This is a genomic window from Pantoea sp. V106_11, assembly GCF_029967885.1.
Classification (GTDB): Bacteria; Pseudomonadota; Gammaproteobacteria; order Enterobacterales; family Enterobacteriaceae; genus Pantoea; species Pantoea ananatis.
The window spans coordinates 81,719-101,559 of record NZ_JASCAK010000032.1; the positions used below are offsets into that span (position 1 = coordinate 81,719).

Annotated in this window: 17 protein-coding genes; 12 read left to right on the forward strand and 5 right to left on the reverse strand. The window is 52.2% G+C overall.

The window, feature by feature from the left end; genetic code table 11:
- Nucleotides 1–29: 29 nt before the first annotated feature.
- Nucleotides 30–464 (reverse strand): DUF3574 domain-containing protein, encoded by a 435-nt coding sequence (locus tag QLG08_RS17200; protein WP_014333006.1) that lies wholly within the window; start codon nucleotides 462–464, stop codon nucleotides 30–32.
- A gap of 157 nt (nucleotides 465–621) precedes the next feature.
- Here QLG08_RS17200 and QLG08_RS17205 point away from each other — a divergent pair, with 157 nt between their 5' ends.
- The 5 genes from QLG08_RS17205 to QLG08_RS17225 all read left to right on the forward strand — a co-directional run bounded on the left by QLG08_RS17205 (nucleotide 622) and on the right by QLG08_RS17225 (nucleotide 6,458).
- Nucleotides 622–1,485 (forward strand): YicC/YloC family endoribonuclease, encoded by an 864-nt coding sequence (locus QLG08_RS17205; protein WP_013027746.1) that lies wholly within the window; start codon nucleotides 622–624, stop codon nucleotides 1,483–1,485.
- 758 nt (nucleotides 1,486–2,243) lie between these two features.
- Nucleotides 2,244–2,519 carry a hypothetical protein gene (locus tag QLG08_RS17210; RefSeq protein WP_019105388.1) on the forward strand — a complete coding sequence of 92 codons (276 nt, stop codon included), beginning with the start codon at nucleotides 2,244–2,246 and terminating at the stop codon, nucleotides 2,517–2,519.
- A 517-nt stretch (nucleotides 2,520–3,036) separates the two neighbouring features.
- Nucleotides 3,037–3,960, forward strand: coding sequence for a kdo(2)-lipid IV(A) palmitoleoyltransferase (gene lpxP, locus QLG08_RS17215; protein ID WP_014333004.1), 924 nt, complete (start codon nucleotides 3,037–3,039; stop codon nucleotides 3,958–3,960).
- Nucleotides 3,961–4,721: 761 nt separating this feature from the next.
- Nucleotides 4,722–5,384: an oligosaccharide flippase family protein gene (locus QLG08_RS17220; RefSeq protein WP_014594911.1), complete on the forward strand. Its 663-nt coding sequence runs from the start codon at nucleotides 4,722–4,724 to the stop codon at nucleotides 5,382–5,384.
- A gap of 456 nt (nucleotides 5,385–5,840) precedes the next feature.
- Entirely contained in the window at nucleotides 5,841–6,458 is a 618-nt protein-coding gene (locus tag QLG08_RS17225; protein WP_013027768.1) for a trimeric intracellular cation channel family protein, read from the forward strand.
- Here QLG08_RS17225 and ligB read toward each other — a convergent pair.
- The gene (gene ligB / locus QLG08_RS17230; protein ID WP_238493035.1) at nucleotides 6,372–8,141 is read right to left on the reverse strand and encodes an NAD-dependent DNA ligase LigB; all 1,770 of its coding nucleotides are present in this window, start codon (nucleotides 8,139–8,141) and stop codon (nucleotides 6,372–6,374) included. The genes QLG08_RS17225 and ligB overlap by 87 nt on opposite strands.
- A gap of 240 nt (nucleotides 8,142–8,381) precedes the next feature.
- Between ligB and gmk the strand changes: the two genes are divergently transcribed.
- The 7 genes from gmk to QLG08_RS17265 all read left to right on the forward strand — a co-directional run bounded on the left by gmk (nucleotide 8,382) and on the right by QLG08_RS17265 (nucleotide 17,498).
- A complete protein-coding gene (gene gmk / locus QLG08_RS17235; RefSeq protein WP_014332998.1) occupies nucleotides 8,382–9,005 on the forward strand; it encodes a guanylate kinase in 624 nt (207 codons plus the stop codon).
- Nucleotides 9,006–9,059: 54 nt separating this feature from the next.
- Nucleotides 9,060–9,335 carry a DNA-directed RNA polymerase subunit omega gene (gene rpoZ / locus QLG08_RS17240; protein WP_003851346.1) on the forward strand — a complete coding sequence of 92 codons (276 nt, stop codon included), beginning with the start codon at nucleotides 9,060–9,062 and terminating at the stop codon, nucleotides 9,333–9,335.
- Nucleotides 9,336–9,355: 20 nt separating this feature from the next.
- Nucleotides 9,356–11,464 (forward strand): bifunctional GTP diphosphokinase/guanosine-3',5'-bis pyrophosphate 3'-pyrophosphohydrolase, encoded by a 2,109-nt coding sequence (gene spoT, locus QLG08_RS17245; RefSeq protein ID WP_013027771.1) that lies wholly within the window; start codon nucleotides 9,356–9,358, stop codon nucleotides 11,462–11,464.
- Between the two features lie 3 nt (nucleotides 11,465–11,467).
- Nucleotides 11,468–12,169 (forward strand): tRNA (guanosine(18)-2'-O)-methyltransferase TrmH, encoded by a 702-nt coding sequence (gene trmH, locus QLG08_RS17250; RefSeq protein ID WP_013027772.1) that lies wholly within the window; start codon nucleotides 11,468–11,470, stop codon nucleotides 12,167–12,169.
- Nucleotides 12,166–14,244 (forward strand): ATP-dependent DNA helicase RecG, encoded by a 2,079-nt coding sequence (recG, locus tag QLG08_RS17255; protein WP_072137337.1) that lies wholly within the window; start codon nucleotides 12,166–12,168, stop codon nucleotides 14,242–14,244. The genes trmH and recG overlap by 4 nt, the downstream gene beginning before the upstream one ends.
- 83 nt (nucleotides 14,245–14,327) lie before the next feature.
- Nucleotides 14,328–15,707 carry a uracil-xanthine permease family protein gene (locus QLG08_RS17260; protein WP_014332996.1) on the forward strand — a complete coding sequence of 460 codons (1,380 nt, stop codon included), beginning with the start codon at nucleotides 14,328–14,330 and terminating at the stop codon, nucleotides 15,705–15,707.
- A gap of 111 nt (nucleotides 15,708–15,818) precedes the next feature.
- Nucleotides 15,819–17,498, forward strand: a complete 1,680-nt coding sequence (locus QLG08_RS17265; RefSeq protein WP_238493036.1) for an AsmA family protein — start codon at nucleotides 15,819–15,821, stop codon at nucleotides 17,496–17,498.
- Between the two features lie 32 nt (nucleotides 17,499–17,530).
- On the opposite strand, the gene fabY is transcribed toward QLG08_RS17265, so the two are convergent.
- The 3 genes from fabY to QLG08_RS17280 are packed head-to-tail and all read right to left on the reverse strand — an operon-like array spanning nucleotide 17,531 to nucleotide 19,841.
- A complete protein-coding gene (gene fabY, locus QLG08_RS17270; RefSeq protein WP_026020958.1) occupies nucleotides 17,531–18,478 on the reverse strand; it encodes a fatty acid biosynthesis protein FabY in 948 nt (315 codons plus the stop codon).
- A gap of 59 nt (nucleotides 18,479–18,537) precedes the next feature.
- On the reverse strand, nucleotides 18,538–18,975 hold the full coding sequence (gene dtd / locus QLG08_RS17275; protein ID WP_013027777.1) for a D-aminoacyl-tRNA deacylase: 438 nt from the start codon (nucleotides 18,973–18,975) through the stop codon (nucleotides 18,538–18,540).
- The gene (locus tag QLG08_RS17280) at nucleotides 18,972–19,841 is read right to left on the reverse strand and encodes a virulence factor BrkB family protein (protein ID WP_013027778.1); all 870 of its coding nucleotides are present in this window, start codon (nucleotides 19,839–19,841) and stop codon (nucleotides 18,972–18,974) included. The genes dtd and QLG08_RS17280 overlap by 4 nt, the downstream gene beginning before the upstream one ends.

The window sequence follows — 19,841 nt, forward strand, 5'->3', positions numbered from 1 at the left end:
TACGGCGGCCTGGGCCGCCGTTAATGGCATCAGAAACTCACGCAGGAAGGCGAATCGACACGCATGACCGATTCCTGACCAAACTGTTTTTTATACTGCTCGCGTAGTGCTTCGACACGGCTGTTGTTATCGCTGTCAAAGTTATAGATGAGCACCAGCGCTTTGCTTTTCTCACGCGCCAGCTGACCGTTTTCACCCAACCACTGCCCTTGCGCATCATAAACAGAGAGCCCGGCTTTAAAGCGAGGCGTCACTTGTTTATCGATAAAATTCATCCAGTCCAGCGAACTCACGCTACCGCCTTGTGGCTTACTGAGACCAAACCACAATGTGGTTTGCATCATCACCTCACCGCCAGCACATATGGGAACAGGTCGGGTTGATGGCACAGGTGGCGGTGATGGCGAATGACAGCCAGCCAGCAGTAAGGTCAGCATTACAGGAAAGCGTAATACGTGAGACATAAACGGGGTCCTCAACGAGTAAGCCAGTAAACAGCATAAGTGCCTGTTGCTGAAAGCGGAAATAATTTGTTCTCTCATCCTGCTGCTGCTTACACCTGTTATGGTTAGCTTTGCCTCGTTATACTGACTTTAATCTTTCTGAAAATGAGTAACGCTTATGATCCGCAGTATGACCGCCTACGCCCGCCGTGAAGTTAAAGGCGAATGGGGCAGCGCCGCCTGGGAGCTGCGTTCCGTTAACCAACGTTATCTTGAAACCTATATTCGTCTGCCAGAGCAATTCCGCGGACTGGAGCCGATGATTCGGGAACGCATTCGCCAGCGTCTGACGCGCGGTAAAATCGAATGTAATCTGCGCTTTGATGCCGATCCCGGCGCACAAGGCGAGCTGATGCTGAACGAGTCGCTGGCTAAACAGCTGGTTCAGGCCGCTAACTGGGTGAAGATGCAGAGCGACGAAGGCCAGATCAATCCACTGGATATTTTGCGCTGGCCTGGCGTGATGTCTGCGCCAGAACAGGATCTGGACGCGATTAATACACAGCTGATTCAGGCGCTGGATGGCGCACTGGATGATTTCATTGCTGCACGTGAGAGCGAAGGCAGCGCATTGAAATCCCTGATCGAGCAGCGTCTGGAAGCGGTAACGCATGAAGTCAGTAAAGTGCGAGCTCAACTGCCTGATGTCATTAAGTGGCAGCGTGAAAGGCTGATCGCCAAACTGGAGGACGCCGAAGTGCAGTTGGAAAACAACCGCCTGGAGCAGGAACTGGTGATGATGGCGCAACGTGTGGATGTAGCAGAAGAACTGGATCGCCTGGATGCGCACGTTAAAGAGACGTACAACATTTTGAAGAAAAAAGAAGCCGTCGGACGTCGGCTCGACTTCATGATGCAGGAGTTCAACCGCGAGTCGAACACTCTGGCCTCGAAATCGATTAATGCAGAGATCACCAATTCAGCCATTGAGCTGAAAGTGCTGATTGAACAGATGCGCGAGCAGATTCAAAATATCGAGTAATAGCTAATTTCGCTTTATAGCATTTACTACTTCACCTCATCATTATCAAGTCCGCGTAATAGCGGACTTTTCTCATTGCGGCTCAGCAAACTTAGGCGCGTAAAAAAGGCTCAACAACCTGCTGTAAGCGCACTGGGCGCCCGTTTTACTGATGCTTTCTGGTCAGACAGATAAAATCTGTAACCCTTTAGTGTTAACTTATCATTTTCGGTGCTCCCTTTTTTAACGGAACATGGAATTGATTTTTATCGTCAGTATTATGCAGCCCTCTCGGCAAGGCCTCCTTATTTCTTAAGTAAACCGTCCTCACCGAAGAACCTTCGCTAACCGAATAGTGAGATGTGATAAGCAGGCCGGAAACTAAAACGCGAAGAAGCCCAGACGCACAACAATCCAAGTACGGATAATGAACATGTTTTCATCTGGGTGATACATGACCTGTATGCCGCATTTCAGCCTACCTGCACCCCAATTTTCATACGCATTATTGAAACGGGTTGTTTTGTGATTGACCGCCCAGTATTCAGGCGAATTTGTTAAAAAAGAGAAAATCTTTTAAGAAAACAAATGCCCATAAGGTGTTGAACTATAATCCACTAAGCTTCTTCCAGAAATCGGCATTAATAAGAGTCTGTAAGTGCTAATCACTCACACTATCGTATAAAATAATTTTTAAAAAATAAAAAAGCACGATCGACTAAAGTTTTATTATTTGGTGCCGTTCTTTGTTTATGAAAATCAACACAGAGTGTGAAGCCATGAAAAAACTAACTTATGTATTTGTCTTAATGGCACTATCATCCTCGTCATTTGCAACTGGCGGCCAAATCACTTTTCGTGGTGCTATTGTGGAGACCGGATGTGATACCCTGATTGTTCATTCTCAGATTAAGCAAAGCTGCACAAGAGGAGGTAAAACCGAAGCTGCCACCCTAGGGTTGAATGACAGCCAGCAATCTTTGCCATTCAAGCTGGGCACGATGCAGTTAAAAAAAGTCGGTAATTACCGCATGATGACTGTGAATTACTACTAGCGCTCCTTTTTTGTACAGCATGTTCTTTCAGGCTATGATGTGACGTACAGGGACAGACGTGTATAGCCTGTGAAGACGCATGTCCTTACTCTCTCCTCTTATGATCTGCCGAAATCACTTATCGCACGGATCATGTCGCTTTTCATCACATCCCGGCGCATACTCGTCTTTAGCAAATTTTTAGAATTTTGCCACTCTGAATGTAAGTTTTTCGAAAAGATTTTAGCTTGTGAGTACAGAACTGTCTTAATTTCCCTACGCTTCCCTTAACGTTCTGGCTTTACAAGAGTATACTTAAGACGTTGTTTTTAAATCATTAAAAAACAAAACACCACCCTGTTTTGTTCGTTCAGTAGGCCATTCCATCGATCGTCTTACTCCACAGGATGACGAAAGCTCACTGTGACAGAGGGCACTTTTTGATAAAGTGCTGGTCGTAGTTAGTACAGCCGTACCGCTTGGGAACTTAAGGAATGGGTCTTTTTGCGTTACATCCATCAATCCTTTAAGGTCAATGATGAAAAACACCAGGCAGTTCAGCAGCACACTTTTACACCCGCGTTATTGGTTTACATGGTTCGGTCTAGGCATTCTCTGGCTTCTGGTTCAACTCCCTTATCCTGTTCTGATGAGATTGGGTGCAGGTGCCGGTAAACTTTCCCGTCATTTCCTTCAGCGCCGAGAGCGTATAACCCGTCGTAATATTGAACTCTGCTTTCCTTTTATCAGTGACGAAGAAAAAGAAAGCATGATCGCGGGTAATTTTGCCTCTCTCGGTATGGCACTGGTTGAAACGGGTATTGCCTGGTTCTGGCCTGATCATGCGGTTAAACGTTTATTCAACGTCTCTGGCCTTGCAAACCTCTATTCAGCTCAAAATGAAGGCCGTGGCGTGATGTTAATCGGCATCCATTTTATGTCCTTAGAGCTGGGTGGCCGCATCAGCGGGTTGTGTCAGCCGATGATGGCTATGTACCGTCCGCATAACAACCGCGCGATGGAATACGTACAAACCAAAGGCCGGATGCGTTCCAACAAGGCGATGATTGACCGTCGCGATCTGCGCGGCATGGTGCAGGCACTTAAGCAGGGCGAATCCGTCTGGTTTGCACCGGACCAGGATTACGGCCCTAAAGGCAGTACATTTGCGCCACTGTTTGCCGTTGAGAAAGCAGCGACAACGAACGGTACCTATGTTTTATCTCGCCTGGCCAAGCCAGCTATGGTGCCAATCATGCTGATTCGTAATCCCGGCAACGATGGCTATAAACTGATTATTGAACCGATTCTGGAAAACTATCCTCACAAAGATGAATCAGCCGCTGCTGCTTACATGAATAAGGTGATCGAAAGCCAGATTATGCGCGCGCCGGAGCAGTACCTCTGGCTACATCGCCGGTTTAAAACGCGCCCACCGGGTGAAGCGTCTCTTTACGTATAAAGACAAAGCAGGCTCTGGCCTGCTTTACTTTTTCAGGCGAGATTTGTTTTACCGTCACGGCAAACAAGGCAGGTTCAGCCTGAAAGCAGAAACCCCTATCCAGCCCCGCCTTTCCCTGCTTTCTTTAATAACTGCCTAAGGCTAATTTGCCAGTACAGCGGTTGAGTCATTCTTACGCTCCGGTTTTTTATGTTCAGAATGTTTAAGTATTTAACCCTCACGCGCGTAACAAACGTGTTTATGCTTTGCCGCTGCTTAAGCATTTTATAGCGGAAAAATCCTGGCTCACGCTTTCACAGCGTGCCTATGTACAGTGTTTAAAAGCCTTTTTTATTCCACACTCTTTTATGCTGGATAGTCACACCGAATTCTGGCACAAATAAATATGTAGATTTTATCTGTTAGTCAAAAAAAATCATGCAGCCACTCAATATTAACGCCTATCTCAAATCGTATATCAGATTTTCCTTATGATGTTATTTCTAATAAAAAGCGCTATAAATCACCTACACACAGCAATACTTATATAACGATATAATAAAGGCGTTCAGTGACATTCATTATGGCATCATGAATGTTATAATTATGAATGACGTCTGGATAATTAAAACAACAACAGGGATTCAGCATCACCAGGGGAAATATGCGCGCTATAGATCCGTTCGCGACAGCATCAGCTTGACCGTTAATATAACCTGTATAAACAGACCAAACGCTAAGCCAGGATTTCACCTCCGCTTACCACTATAATTATTTACACGATGGAAAAAACCATGGCTATACGTAAAATAAATATTATTGACGCTAAATGGCCCTTTCTTTCATCAATAAAAATCTTAAGCATTGGCGTGTTGCAACTTTCCCTGCTGGGTAAAATCCTGCAGGCAGAAGCATTCAATTTTCTGGCTGTCGTGATTGCCGGCCTTTTGGTCATAGATACACTGGCGGATCGCGGTTTTTCAAACAAAGTGATTCGCTATTCTCCCCTCTCCGACAATACGTTGTCTGTCATATATTGGGGGAATGTGTTAATGGGCCTCCTCATTTTTTCTGCGCTTTTTATTTCCGGCATTGTTGCCGATCATCTTTTTAACCAGCCAGAGATTACCATGATGCTGGAGATGGCAGCGGTCATCTTTATTATCATCCCTCAGGGTCAACATTACCGCGCGATCTTGCAGCGCGAAAAGCAGTATTCCGATATCGCTTTTTGTGAAATATCATCCGTATTCGTTGGACTGATCATTACGCTGCTGACTGTGTGGAGCACGCCTTCAGTGTTATGCGCGTTATGGGGCTATCTGGCAATGATTTCAGTAAGGATGCTGGCTTACTGCTGTTATGGCCGGGTCTGGTTTCAACCCGAGTATCAATTTAATCTGAAAACCTTTTTCCAGGTTTGTATCAGGAACGTACCGCGATAAGAAGGTATTTGGACTTCAGGCATCTGAAAAAAGGGCTTCACGTGCTGCCAGTCAGCACGTTTTTTTGAGAACACACAGCCCTTTCCGTTATTGGTTATTCCTGCGGATTCTGTCCTGCTTTTCACCGGCCTCTGCATGCGGGCTGCCATTCACCCAACAGGTTTTCACCCTGCATGGCTTTCTTGCGTTGTTTCCTTTCCCTGTTTAGACCAACATAATGTCATGGCACAGAACAAGATCAGGGCAATGCGTCAGCGCCCCCTGGCGTGTCTGGATTAAAACCAATAAAAAATTTCATCTCTACTGGTGTCTTCCCCCATGCACCTTATTGATTATTAATGTCTTATCCCGAACGGGATAATTTTTACTAATACTTTTAACGTCACTAACAGAAAATCTCAGTCGCGCCGTGCTCTTCAGTGGCGTAGCCTTGCCGCCGTCTTTCTGGAGCCTGCTATGTTACTTACTGTTCTCTATATCATTGGTATCACCGCTGAAGCGATGACGGGTGCACTTGCCGCCGGCCGTCGTAAAATGGACCTGTTTGGCGTGATCATTATTGCTTCTGTGACCGCGATAGGCGGGGGTTCAGTACGCGATATTCTACTTGGCCATTATCCACTGGGTTGGGTAAAGCATCCTGAGTACATCATGATCGTCGCCGCGGCTGCCGTGGTGACCACCTTTGCCGCGCCGTTGATGACACATCTGCGCAAGGTATTTCTGGTTCTGGATGCGCTGGGTCTGGTGGTGTTCTCCATCATTGGCGCTCAGGTTGCGCTGGATTCAGGTCATGCCATGATCATTGCCGCGATAAGTGCCGTCATCACCGGCGTATTTGGTGGGGTTTTGCGTGATATGTTTTGTAATCGTATCCCGCTGGTTTTTCAAAAAGAGCTTTACGCCGGTATCGCTTTCGCTTCTGGCTGGATGTACATCCTGCTACTGAAAACGCCTCTGGCACATGAGCTGGTGATCATCATCACCTTACTTTTCGGTTTCTTTGCCCGCCTGCTGGCACTGCGGTTTCGGCTCGGCTTGCCCATCTTCAATTATCCCCACCCTGAACACTGATGATGCCGGGATGCCCTGCTGCTGCAAAAAGGTAATCAACTTCCGCAGCCCGGCATCCTGAAATTGTGCGGCAATGCGTTCAGCACGCCTTGCGCCCACGCCGGGCAGCGCTTGCCAGGTTTGCACATCACGAGCCAGCAAGGGTTCCCACTCTTTATCGGCCAGGGCGCGAAGTGCCTTTTGGGGCAACGCGATGCCCAATGCGTTAACCCAGCGACGCAAAGGTTGCTGGCGGGTCAATTCGAACCTATGCCAGATTTGCTGTGCTCTTTCAGAGGAGATGCCTGCTGCAGCGGCAATCTGTTCTGGCGTAATCGTCAGCCAGGAAAACAGGTGCGTAATACAACCGGTATCCAGTAGTCGCTGCCAGGTGCTGCGCTGAACGCCGGGAATATTCAGCACGAACTTTTGACTCAGCCAGCTCAAGCGAGCCAGTAACTGGCGATGGCAATCCGGTGTTAACGTATAACAACTCAGATGAGTGAAGTGCTCAGAACCCGGTGGCTCAGGGTAATCACGCTGCGCCACGCGCCAGATAACGCGCTCCAGCCGGGGAATTCCCTGTCCTGCCAGGCTAACCGTCACCTGATCTCCCGCGATGACATCCTGCTCTCGCCAGCGTTTTAACGACCCTATGTTGACACGCCTGACGGTTTTGTCATCAAGCTGAACGGGCTGAAGATTCAGTACGACCGCCACCTTTCCCGTTCGTCCTATTGAGAAATCTACGGATCGTACCTCACTGCTCACCTCCGGTGGCTGGTATTTCCAGGCGATGGCCCACTCACCCTCACCGGGCTGCCAGTACTTTCCTGCCGGGCGGGCAGCCTGGTGCACAACAATACCGTCGGTAACAAAAGGCAAGGGCGCGTGAAACCAGCGCTCGCGCCAGCTTGCCGCATCCTCTTCATCCTGAACGGGTTGAGTCCAGTGGCTGGCGAGGTCAAAGCCCCATGAGCTCAACCGGGCCAGACGTTCAGGCATACTCGCCGGCCCGTCAGGCCAACTCCAGATAAAAATACCCAGTTGTGCCAGCAGCGGCGAGTCAGCCTGGCTCATCATTGCCCCTGCCACACGGGCTCTGGCATTCCTGCCGCCGTCCACAGCCTGCTGATGACCGGTCATCTTCAAAAAAAGCTCGCCCTGCAGGACGATGCTGCCTTGCTGACTGTCGATAACCGATGGAATGGCAGGAATATGACGGGCTTTCGCCAGCCACTGCTCGCCGTGTAACCCATCGCCGCGGCTGATTAGCGAGACCAGTTTTCCCTGTCGATAGATCAGGGAGACGGCAACGCCATCGATTTTTGGTTGTACCCAAAGATCGTTTCGTGCCTGCATCCAGTAACCCAGCGCACGTTTATCCCGTACTTTTTTAACGCCGGTGTGCGCAACGGGATGCCACTGCGTACCGTCCTCAGGCAAGGCAGGCACATATTCATCCGCAGCCTGAGTAAAACAGCGCTGCCAGTGGTTAAGCCGCTGCTGCAAGCTATCGTAGTCTGCGTCACTAACCAGCGAGCGCCCTTGCTGGAAATACGCCTTATCCCACTGCCGAAGTTGCTGTTGCAAATGCGCGATCTCATTGACGGCACGCGCTGACGTCCAGGCGGGGCACAAAGCCGCAAGGGAAGAAAACGTGCTGAATATCAGTAGCAGCCCAACAATAAACATCCCTCTCATCCGTCACCTCCTGATTTTGAACCATTCAATCTCTGAACATCAGGCTGAGCCAGCCCTGTTCCTGTGTTCTGGAACGGGTTAGGCGAACAAAGAGTTGTGTTTTCAGCTGCTGCGGACTGGGCTGCGTAGCATGTCGCATAAACTTTTCGCTTTGAGGATGGCGCAAACGCTGCGTGGGGCGGGGAAGCTGTGTATACTGTGCAGGAAACCGACTCCGCACTTAATCAATTCAAGAAAATCATGGCCCAAGGTACGCTCTATATTGTTTCTGCGCCCAGTGGTGCAGGAAAATCCAGTCTGATTCAGGCACTGTTAAAAACGCAGCCGCTGTATGATACGCAAGTGTCTGTTTCCCATACCACCCGTGGTATGCGTCCGGGCGAAGCGCATGGTGAACATTACTTCTTTGTTCAACAGCATGAGTTCGAAAAAATGATCGCGGAAGATGCTTTTCTGGAGCACGCGAAAGTTTTCGACAACTATTACGGCACCTCGCGTAAGGCAATTGAACAGGTCCTGGCGACCGGCGTGGACGTTTTTCTTGATATTGACTGGCAGGGCGCGCAGCAAATTCGCGCTAAGATGCCAGAAGCGCGCAGCATATTTGTCTTGCCGCCTTCGAAAGAAGAACTGGATCGTCGCCTGCGTGGTCGCGGTCAGGACAGCGAAGAGGTCATTGCACGTCGGATGGCACAGGCCGTGGCAGAAATGAGCCACTACGCCGAATACGACTATTTAATTGTGAATGATGATTTTGATCTGGCGTTATCGGATCTGAAAACCATTATTCGCGCAGAACGTCTGCGCATGGCCCGTCAGAAAGCGCGCCATGATGCTTTAATCAGCAAACTGTTGGCAGTCTGAACCCAGTTTCAGTATGATGCCGAGTCATTTCTTCATCTGTGGAGTAGCACACCTATGGCACGCGTAACCGTTCAGGACGCAGTAGAAAAAGTTGGTAATCGTTTTGACCTGGTGTTGGTCGCTGCACGTCGTGCACGTCAGATGCAGGTAGGCGGAAAAGATCCGCTGGTTCCGGAAGAGAACGATAAACCTACCGTTATCGCACTGCGCGAAATCGAAGAAGGTTTGGTCACCAATCAGATTTTAGATGTGCGTGATCGTCAGGAGCAGCAAGAGCAGGAAGCCGCTGAGTTACAGGCCGTTACCGCTATCGCTGAAGGTCGTCGTTAACAGCTAGCTGCAGGTCAACCTTGTATCTGTTTGAAAGTCTCAATCAACTGATTGAACAATACTTGCCTGAGGACCAGATTAAGCGCCTCAAGCAAGCTTATCTTGTGTCACGTGATGCCCACGAGGGACAGACACGCTCCAGCGGCGAGCCTTACATCACCCATCCTGTTGCAGTAGCCTGTATTCTGGCAGAAATGAAGCTCGACCATGAAACGCTCATGGCCGCGCTTTTGCACGATGTTATTGAAGACACGCCAGCCACCTATCAGGATATGGAACAGCTGTTTGGCAAGAGCGTTGCCGAACTGGTTGAAGGCGTTTCAAAGCTGGATAAGCTGAAATTCCGTGACAAGAAAGAGGCGCAGGCAGAGAACTTCCGCAAGATGATTATGGCGATGGTGCAGGATATCCGTGTCATTCTCATCAAGCTGGCTGACCGTACCCACAACATGCGAACGCTCGGGTCGTTACGTCCCGATAAACGTCGTCGCATCGCGCTCGAAACGCTGGAAATATACAGTCCACTGGCGCACCGCCTGGGTATTCATCACCTAAAAACAGAACTGGAAGAGCTCGGTTTTGAAGCGCTCTATCCCAATCGTTTTCGGGTGATTAAAGAGGTCGTGAAAGCGGCCCGCGGCAACCGTAAAGAGATGATTCAAAAAATCCTCTCTGAAATCGATGGCCGCCTGCAGGAAGCCGGTATCCCCTGCCGGGTAAGTGGGCGCGAAAAGCACCTTTACTCTATCTACCGCAAAATGACGCTCAAAGAGCAGCGTTTTCACTCGATCATGGATATCTATGCCTTTCGCGTTATCGTCAAGGATTTAGATACCTGTTATCGCGTGCTGGGTCAGATGCACAGCTTGTACAAGCCGCGTCCGGGCCGGGTAAAAGACTATATTGCAATCCCCAAAGCTAACGGCTATCAATCTTTGCATACCTCGATGATCGGGCCACATGGCGTACCGGTTGAGGTGCAAATCCGTACCGAAGATATGGATCAGATGGCTGAAATGGGGGTTGCCGCGCACTGGGCCTATAAGCAGGCAGGCGAAAGCGGTACCACGGCGCAAATCCGCGCTCAGCGTTGGCTGCAAAGCCTGCTTGAACTGCAACAGAGCGCCGGCAGTTCATTTGAATTCATCGAAAGCGTGAAATCCGATCTCTTCCCGGATGAGATCTACGTCTTTACGCCAGAAGGCCGTATCGTCGAACTGCCGACAGGCTCCACGCCGGTCGATTTCGCCTACGCGGTACATACCGATATTGGTCATGCTTGTGTAGGCGCGCGCGTTGATCGTCAGCCTTATCCGCTGTCTCAGACGCTCACCAGCGGCCAAACTATCGAGATCATCACCGCGCCCGGCGCGCGTCCTAACGCTGCCTGGCTCAACTTCGTGGTGAGCTCCAAAGCTCGCGCTAAGATCCGTCAGCTACTGAAAAACCTCAAGCGCGAAGACTCGGTAAACCTGGGACGTCGCCTGCTCAGCCATGCAATGGGCGGCAGTCGTAAACTGGCGGAAGTACCGGCTGAAAACATCAAGCATGAGCTTGATCGCATGAAACTGACGTCACTGGACGATCTGTTAGCGGAAATCGGTCTGGGTAATGCAATGAGCGTGGTCGTGGCCAAGAACCTGCTCCAGACCGACACCAGCACGCTCAGCAATAACAAAAAACAAGGCAAGCTGCCCATCAAAGGTGCAGACGGTGTGCTGATTACCTTTGCGAAATGCTGTCGCCCTATTCCTGGCGATCCCATTGTCGCTCACGTCAGCCCCGGTAAAGGCTTGGTTGTTCACCATGAATCCTGTCGAAATATTCGCGGCTACCAAAAAGAGCCAGAAAAATTCATGCCGGTAGAGTGGGATAAAGTCACCGAACAGGAGTTTGTGGCTGAGATCAAGGTGGATATGTTTAACCACCAGGGTGCACTGGCTAATCTCACGGCAGCCATTAATACTGCCGGTTCCAATATCCAGAGTCTGAATACTGAAGAGCGCGATGGCCGCGTTTACAGTGCCTTTATCCGTCTGACCGCACGCGATCGCGTCCACCTGGCGAATATCATGCGTAAGATTCGTGTGATGCCGGATGTGATCAAAGTTCACCGCAACCGTAACTAGTGCATGAATCCTCAACGCTTTGCTCGTATCCAGGAAATGCTGGCCCTGCGCCAGCACGACCTTACCGTCTGCATGGAGCAGGTGCATAAGCCTCATAACGTTTCCGCTGTCATTCGTACCGCCGACGCGGTGGGGATTCATGAGGTCCATGCCGTATGGCCCAGCCAGCGCATGCGCACCCAGGCGTCGGCATCGGCCGGCAGTAACAGCTGGGTGAACGTGGTAACGCACCGCTCAATCAACGACGCCATTAGCCATCTTAAAACGCAAAACATGCAGATACTGGCGACCAACCTCTCTGCTGACGCCGTGGATTTTCGTGAGATTGATTACACCAAACCCACCTGCATTTTGATGGGGCAGGAAAAAACCGGTATTACTGATGAAGCTCTGGCGTTGGCCGATCGTCATATCATTATTCCGATGGTCGGTATGGTTCAGTCACTCAACGTTTCCGTTGCATCTGCCCTGATTCTTTATGAAGCGCAGCGCCAGCGTCAAAATGCCGGTATGTATCAACGTCAGACCAGCCTTTTAGCCCCGGAAGAGCAACAGCGCCTGCTGTTTGAGGGCGGCTATCCCGTTCTGGCCCGCGTGGCAAAGCACAAGCGCATGCCGTATCCTTATATCAATGCTCAGGGCGAGATAGAAGCCGATGAAACCTGGTGGGCAACGATGCAATCTACAGGCAGAAGTAAGAAATGAAAGGCCGTCTGCTGGATGCCATCCCGCTCAGTACCCTGACCGGCGTCGGCGCCAGTCAGGCGGCAAAGCTGGCTAAAATTGGCCTGCATACCATTCAGGATTTACTGCTTCACCTTCCCCTGCGTTATGAAGATCGTACCCAACTTTATGCCATTAATGACCTGTTACCGGGCATTTGGGCAACTGTTGAAGGCGATGTCCTGCATACCGAGATTACTTTTGGCCGCCGGCGCATGATGGTGTGCCAAATCAGTGACGGCAGCGGCGTGCTGAGCATGCGCTTCTTCAACTTTAATGCCGGGATGAAAAACAGCCTCGCGCCGGGCAGACGTGTCACCGCCTATGGTGAAATAAAACGTGGCCAGCGCGGTGCAGAAATCATTCATCCGGAATACCGTGTACAGGGCGAGCACAGCACCGTGACGCTGGAAGAAACCCTGACGCCCGTTTATCCCACAACTGATGGCATTCGTCAGGCGACGCTGCGCAACCTTACCGACCAGGCGTTAACTTTGCTGGAAAACTGCCCGATTACGGAACTGTTGCCGCAGGCGTTAAGCGGCGGACTGATTAGCCTGCCCGAGGCCTTACATACGCTGCATCGGCCACCGCCAGATGTGAAACTCAGCGAACTTGAAAGCGGGCACCATCCTGCACAGCGCAGGCTGATTCTGGAAGAACTGCTGGCGCATAACCTGAGTATGCTGGCCGTCAGAGCTGGCGCACAGCGCCATTATGCTCTGCCCATGCCTGCCCGGCATACATTGAGTGACCAGTTACTGGCCGCTCTGCCTTTTTCGCCCACTTCTGCCCAAAAACGCGTGGTCGCCGAGATTGAGAAAGACCTGGCCAATGACTTCCCCATGTTGCGATTGGTCCAGGGAGACGTCGGCTCAGGAAAAACGTTAGTTGCCGCCCTCGCCGCCCTGAACGTTATTGCTCATGGCAAACAGGTGGCGATGATGGCACCGACAGAGTTGCTGGCCGAACAGCATGCAATCAATTTTCGTCAATGGCTCGCGCCACTGGGTCTGGAAGTTGGCTGGCTGGCAGGTAAACAAAAAGGCAAAGCGCGTCAGGCGCAGCAGGACGCCATCGCGAGCGGTAATGTCGCCATGGTCGTTGGCACACATGCACTGTTTCAGGAGCAGGTGAAGTTCAACGGGCTGGCGCTGGTGATTATTGATGAGCAACACCGGTTTGGTGTTCATCAACGGCTCGCGCTATGGGAAAAGGGGGAGGAGCAGGGTTTTCATCCCCATCAGCTGATCATGACCGCCACTCCCATTCCGCGCACGCTGGCCATGACCGCCTATGCCGATCTGGATACATCAACCATTGACGAATTGCCGCCAGGCAGGACGCCGGTCACGACCGTTGCCATTCCGGACAGCCGTCGCAGTGAGATTATTGAGCGCGTACAAAAGGCCTGTCACGAGGGCCGTCAGGCTTACTGGGTCTGTACGTTGATTGAAGAATCGGACCTGCTGGAAGCCCAGGCGGCAGAAGCCACATGGGAAGAACTCAACGTGGCGCTGCCTGATTTGCGGGTGGGACTGGTGCATGGTCGTATGAAACCGGCGGAAAAGCTGGCAGTCATGCAGGCTTTCAAAGCGAACGAGATCCAGCTGTTAATCGCTACTACCGTAATTGAAGTCGGCGTGGACGTGCCAAACGCCAGCCTGATGATTATTGAAAACCCGGAACGGCTTGGGCTGGCTCAGCTGCACCAGCTACGCGGACGCGTGGGACGGGGTGCGGTTGCCTCTCACTGTGTGCTGCTGTACAAAGCGCCGCTGAGCAAAACGGCGCAGAAGCGTTTGCAGGTGCTACGCGACAGCAACGACGGCTTTGTGATTGCCCAACACGATCTGGAGATTCGGGGGCCGGGTGAACTGTTGGGAACGCGCCAGACCGGTAATGCTGAGTTTAAGGTTGCCGATCTCCTGCGCGATCAGGCCATGATTCCTGAAGTTCAACGCGTCGCACGGCATATCCACCAGCACTATCCTGAACAGGCACAGGCCCTAATCGAGCGCTGGCTGCCGGAAACCGGCCGCTACAGCAACGCCTGACACTTTTTTGCCACCGTTAGCAAACGTTTGCTTTTGAGCCGTTGCAGATTACAATCGCCTCACTTTTTTTGGGAACCGTTACAATGTCGACCAATCAGCAGCCAGCCTCCTCATCCGTCAGTAAAAGTGAACTGATCTACCGCCTGGAAGATCGCCCGCCGCTTGCGCAAACCCTGTTTGCAGCCGGTCAGCATTTGCTGGCCATGTTCGTTGCGGTGATTACGCCCGCGCTGCTCATCTGCCAGGCATTGGGTTTACCGGCGCAGGACACACAGCACATCATCAGCATGTCCCTGTTTGCCTCTGGCGTAGCCTCAGTGCTGCAAATTAAAACGTGGGGGCCGGTTGGCTCAGGTTTGCTGTCTATTCAGGGCACCAGCTTTAACTTTGTCACACCGCTGATTATGGGTGGGATGGCGCTGAAGAACGGCGGCGCAGATGTGCCCACGATGATGGCGGCGCTGTTTGGAACGCTGATGGTCGCATCCTGCACGGAAATGGTACTCTCACGGGTGCTGCACCTGGCTCGCCGTATCATCACGCCCCTGGTGTCCGGTATTGTCGTAATGATCATTGGGTTATCGCTTATTCAGGTTGGCCTCACCTCCGTCGGCGGCGGCTTTGCCGCCATGAACGATCACAGTTTCGGCGCACCGAAAAACCTGCTGCTGGCCGGCGTCGTTTTGGTCGTGATTATCCTTCTGAACCGTCAAAAAAATCCTTATCTCCGCGTTGCCTCCCTGGTGATTGCAATGGCGGTGGGCTACCTGCTGGCCTGGGCGATGAATATGCTGCCATCCATCAGCACACCGGCCGATCAGCCGATCGTTGCGTTGCCGACTCCGCTTTATTACGGTCTGGGTTTTGACTGGAATCTGCTCATCCCGCTCATGCTGGTGTTTATGGTGACCTCACTGGAAACGATTGGTGATATCACCGCAACCTCAGATGTATCGGAACAACCGGTGAGCGGCCCCATCTATATGAAGCGCCTGAAAGGCGGCGTGCTCGCTAACGGCCTGAACTCATTTGTCTCTGCCCTGTTCAATACCTTTCCTAACTCCTGTTTTGGGCAGAATAACGGCGTTATCCAGCTGACCGGCGTTGCCAGCCGCTATGTTGGTTTTGTTGTGGCGCTGATGCTTATCCTGCTGGGTCTGTTTCCGGCGGTGAGTGGACTGGTGCAGCATATTCCTGAGCCGGTTCTGGGCGGCGCAACTATCGTGATGTTTGGTACCATCGCCGCATCCGGCGTGCGTATTGTCTCCAGAGAGCCGCTCAACCGGCGTGCAATCATGATTATCGCCCTCTCACTGGCCGCAGGACTTGGCGTGTCACAGCAACCGCTGATTTTGCAGTTTGCACCGGACTGGTTGAAAACCTTACTGTCTTCCGGCATTGCCGCAGGGGGCATCACAGCGATTGTGCTTAATCTCGTCTTTCCACCGGAAAAGTCGTTTTAAGGCAGGCTGCGGCCTGCCTGCTATTTATGCTGATTTACATCCAGGCGGTTGAGCTATAACGATAATTCAGGCATAACAACCTTTCAGCGGACTGAACCCGGGAAGGATACGATGAAATTTATAGGAAAGTTTTTCCTTACCTTATTGTTACTACTACTGTTTGCGTTAGTGGTGCTGTATGTACTGCTGCAAACACAGTGGGGCGCGGGCTGGTTTAGCCGTTGGGTGAGCGACAAAACGGAATGGCATCTGTCGCTGAGCAAAATCGAACATAACTTTTCATCACCTACACACATTATTCTGGATGACTTCAGTTTTGGCCATGACGGACAACCGGCCGTGCTGGTCGCCAAACGCGTCGATCTTGGCATCGCCCTGATGCAGTTCAGCGATCCCTTCCATTTTGCCAGCATAGAGCTCCGTGACGGTGAGGTTAACCTGACCAATCTGGCCAGGAATAGCGCCTTACCCGTGCAGGCCGATCGCCTGCAACTGAACAACATGCGCATCGACAGTCCCGCTTCCGTTTTACCGCTTTCCGCACTGCAGGTGAATGGCGGCATTCTGCCGTGGAAACCCTTGCCCGACGATGTGCTGGGTAGAGATGCACAGTTCCAGATGAGTGCAGGCAAGATGACGCTCAACAGCGTGGCAGGTGAAAACGTGCTGATTCAGGGCAACGTGTCCCAGGGCCGCATGACGTTTAGCAACATCGGCGCGGATTTAGCCCGGGGCTCGATGACCGGTAACGGAGAGCGCGATGCGCAGGGAAACTGGAAGATCAATCAGCTCCGCCTGAACGATATCCGTTTGCAAACCGCCAGCTCGCTTGTCGGTTTCCTGAAGCCGTTTGAAGAGGTGCCCTCGGTTACGCTGAACCGCGTCGATATTACCGATGCCCGGCTGCAGGGCCCTGACTGGGCGGTAACCGATCTCGATCTGACATTGAAAAATATCAGTTGGAAAGGCCGGGACTGGCAGAGTCAGGATGGCTCACTGGCGATGAACGCAGGCAACTTTATCAATGGCAAATTCGAGCTCAACGATCCCATTATCAATATGGACTTCTCGCCACAGGGGATTGCCCTGACCCAGTTCAGCTCACGCTGGGCCAACGGCGTGATCCGGGCTGACGGTAACTGGTCACGTAACGACAGACGCTTAACACTGAATAACCTGGCCGTCGCGGGCCTGGAATATACGCTGCCACAGAACTGGCGGGCGTTATGGCAGGATCCCCTTCCTGACTGGCTGGATGGGATTACCGTGACCCGTTTCACCTCAAACCGCAATTTGATTATCGACATCAATCCTGCGTTTCCTTTCCAGCTTACCTCACTGGATGGCAATGGTGAGAATCTGCAGTTGGCCCGTCAGCATCAATGGGGGATCTGGTCAGGGAAACTGAGCCTGAATGCAGCGGAGTCTACTTTTAACCGCACGGATTTACGCCATCCGTCCATTGCGCTGGAGGCTGACGATCGGCAGATCAGGGTGACGGAACTCAGCGCGTTTAGCGCTAAGGGTTTACTGGAAGGCACGGCAACCGTAGGTCAGCAAACCGACCGCCCGGTTAGCCTTAACCTGACTGGTCGCGGCGTACCCGTCAATGTCTTACAAAACTGGGGCTGGCCCGCCCTTCCTCTGGAAGGCGACAGCAATTTCCAGCTGCGCCTGAATGCCTCCCTAAAGGCCGATCAGCCGCTGGCACCGTCGGTTAACGCCACGCTGTCGGTGAATACAGACAGCCAGCAACTGCAGCAGACCATGCAGGCAGGTCAGATGAAGTAAAACACACAGGGCCGCAATCGCGGCCCTGTCGTTTAATTGATGCGCGCCCCTGAGCCGCCCTCTTCGAGCGGCCCGTCCGGATCCACAGGCAACACGATGTACACCGCTTCAAATACCGCACCACACTCATCATCACCGAATAGCTGCACGTCCAGTTGAACACGGGCTTTGCGACCCCGTGCCAGGCGATCGAGATCGCCACTCAGTGAGCCAAGGTCGGCAATAGCACCCGGCCTGCCGGTGATCGGACGGCTATAGCGAATATGCGCATCGGCCAGAATAATGGTGCCACCGAGATGGCGCTCACGCAGCAGCAGCCAGATCAGCCCCCAGCCGGTAAGCGTGGCCAGCGAAAACAGGCTTCCGGCAAACAAGGTATGATGCGGGTTTTGATTACCTGTTTCCGGCATGGTGGTAATAAATTTTTGCCCGGTATATTGCAGAATCCGCACGCCCATTTTTTCACTCAGGGGGATGTGCTCGTACCAGGCCTGCTGTAGCTGCCCGCACCAGTCCGCGCGGTGTAAGATATCATCCAGCGTAACAACCGGCTTAATCATGAGAAAGTGGCGCACCGGCGTGGTCTGTGGAGCGGTAATTTCGCCCTGATTGACATATCCGAGCTTGGCAAAGAACGCCACCGCATCCTCACGCGCACTGCACGTCACACGTTTGACGCCTTCCTGACGCGCGACCGACTCCAGCGTCATCGCCACCAGCGTGCCCAGGCCTTTCCCCTGAACGGTTGGGTGTACGGCTAAAAAACGGATCGCCGCCTCATTATCCGCATTGATGTAAAGTCGCCCCACCGCAACGGGTTTACCCTGCTCATCCACTACCATTTGATGATGCGCTAACGCATCCCAGGCATCACGTTCAGAACCCTGGGGTTGATGCAGCGGCTTTCGTAACATTTCCCAGCGGAACTGATAATAGACATCCAGCTCTTCCGCCGTTTGTGGCACACGAAGATGATACATAAAATGTTTCTCTCGGTCTGATGCGGGATGGCGGAGGTTTAACCGCGCGGTATGCGGCGTCATACCTGTAACCAGAATGTCACTGGCCCGTCGTTGACCAGCGCGACCTGCATATCCGCGGCGAAACGGCCATTCGCGGTCATCACGTCATGGCGACGGCAACACGCGCTGAAATAGTCATACAGCCGTTCTGCTTCTTGTGGCTCAGCCCCGCCGGAAAATGAGGGGCGCATGCCCTTTTGCGTATCGGCAGCCAGCGTAAACTGAGACACCACCAGCACACTTCCGCCCGCCTGTTTGACGTTCAGGTTCATCTTGCCCTGGTCGTCACTAAAAATACGATAGCCCAACACGCGCTCCGCCAGCCGCTCGGCGCGCTTGTCATCATCACCTTTTTCAACGCCCAACAGTATTAACAATCCCTGTCCGATTTCACCCACAACAGCGTTATCAATACTGACGCTGGCACGCTGAACGCGTTGAATTAAAGCAATCATCCGTCCTCTCGTTCTTTTTCTCTTTCCTGCCGTTTGAACTGGCGGTAGTCATCTAAGGTCACGGTAATTTCCGCACCGAGAAGTACGATACACCAGGTCCAGTAAACCCACAGGAATAAAATGGGGATCACCGCCAGCACACCATAAATCAGCTGGTAAGACGGGAACATCGTAACATAGAGCGCAAAGCCCTTTTTCCCCAGCTCAAACAACAGTCCGGCGACCAGCGCCCCCGTCAACGCATCGCGCGAAGGAACCCGCTGTGTCGGGACAATACTGTATAACAGCCAAAACGACAGCCACGATAAGAGCAGCGGAAAGAAACGCAGCATCTGATCGACCAGGCTGGTTACGCCCGTCACGTTGATCCATTTCAGCGACAGCAGATAAGAGCTGATGGCTAAACTGGCACCCGCCAGCAAGGGCCCGAGCGTTAATATCATCCAGTAAACCGCAAAGGAATAGACCAGCGGCCGCTTTTTGTCGCTGCGCCAGATCGCATTCAGCGCCGAATCCACGGAATGCATGAGCAACAGCGCCGTTACGATCAACCCCACCGCGCCCACGGCCGTCATCCGGTGCACGTTTGCCACAAACTGCTCAAGGTAACGTTGCAGCGTGTTACCCGCAGCGGGCATGAAGTTGGTAAAAATAAAATTCTTAAGCTGTACGCTAATATCAGAGAACACAGGAAACGCAGCAAACAGCGCAAAGACCACGGCAATCAACGGCACCAGCGCCAGTAACGAGACAAAGGCCAGGTTGCCTGCCTGCGTCGTCATGGCATCATTATCAATGCGCTTCCAAAGCAGCTTAAGCCACAACCAGAACGCATGAAGCCCGGGGCGAAAATGACGTAACTTCAT

Bases quoted from the DNA above. Each gene is read 5' to 3' on its own strand.
- QLG08_RS17200 (WP_014333006.1), bottom strand. From the start codon at position 464: ATGTCTCACGTATTACGCTTTCCTGTAATGCTGACCTTACTGCTGGCT.
- QLG08_RS17205 (WP_013027746.1), top strand. From the start codon at position 622: ATGATCCGCAGTATGACCGCCTACGCCCGCCGTGAAGTTAAAGGCGAA.
- QLG08_RS17210 (WP_019105388.1), top strand. From the start codon at position 2,244: ATGAAAAAACTAACTTATGTATTTGTCTTAATGGCACTATCATCCTCG.
- lpxP (WP_014333004.1), top strand. From the start codon at position 3,037: ATGAAAAACACCAGGCAGTTCAGCAGCACACTTTTACACCCGCGTTAT.
- QLG08_RS17220 (WP_014594911.1), top strand. From the start codon at position 4,722: ATGGAAAAAACCATGGCTATACGTAAAATAAATATTATTGACGCTAAA.
- QLG08_RS17225 (WP_013027768.1), top strand. From the start codon at position 5,841: ATGTTACTTACTGTTCTCTATATCATTGGTATCACCGCTGAAGCGATG.
- ligB (WP_238493035.1), bottom strand. From the start codon at position 8,141: ATGAGAGGGATGTTTATTGTTGGGCTGCTACTGATATTCAGCACGTTT.
- gmk (WP_014332998.1), top strand. From the start codon at position 8,382: ATGGCCCAAGGTACGCTCTATATTGTTTCTGCGCCCAGTGGTGCAGGA.
- rpoZ (WP_003851346.1), top strand. From the start codon at position 9,060: ATGGCACGCGTAACCGTTCAGGACGCAGTAGAAAAAGTTGGTAATCGT.
- trmH (WP_013027772.1), top strand. From the start codon at position 11,468: ATGAATCCTCAACGCTTTGCTCGTATCCAGGAAATGCTGGCCCTGCGC.
- recG (WP_072137337.1), top strand. From the start codon at position 12,166: ATGAAAGGCCGTCTGCTGGATGCCATCCCGCTCAGTACCCTGACCGGC.
- QLG08_RS17260 (WP_014332996.1), top strand. From the start codon at position 14,328: ATGTCGACCAATCAGCAGCCAGCCTCCTCATCCGTCAGTAAAAGTGAA.
- QLG08_RS17265 (WP_238493036.1), top strand. From the start codon at position 15,819: ATGAAATTTATAGGAAAGTTTTTCCTTACCTTATTGTTACTACTACTG.
- fabY (WP_026020958.1), bottom strand. From the start codon at position 18,478: ATGTATCATCTTCGTGTGCCACAAACGGCGGAAGAGCTGGATGTCTAT.
- dtd (WP_013027777.1), bottom strand. From the start codon at position 18,975: ATGATTGCTTTAATTCAACGCGTTCAGCGTGCCAGCGTCAGTATTGAT.
- QLG08_RS17280 (WP_013027778.1), bottom strand. From the start codon at position 19,841: ATGAAGTTACGTCATTTTCGCCCCGGGCTTCATGCGTTCTGGTTGTGG.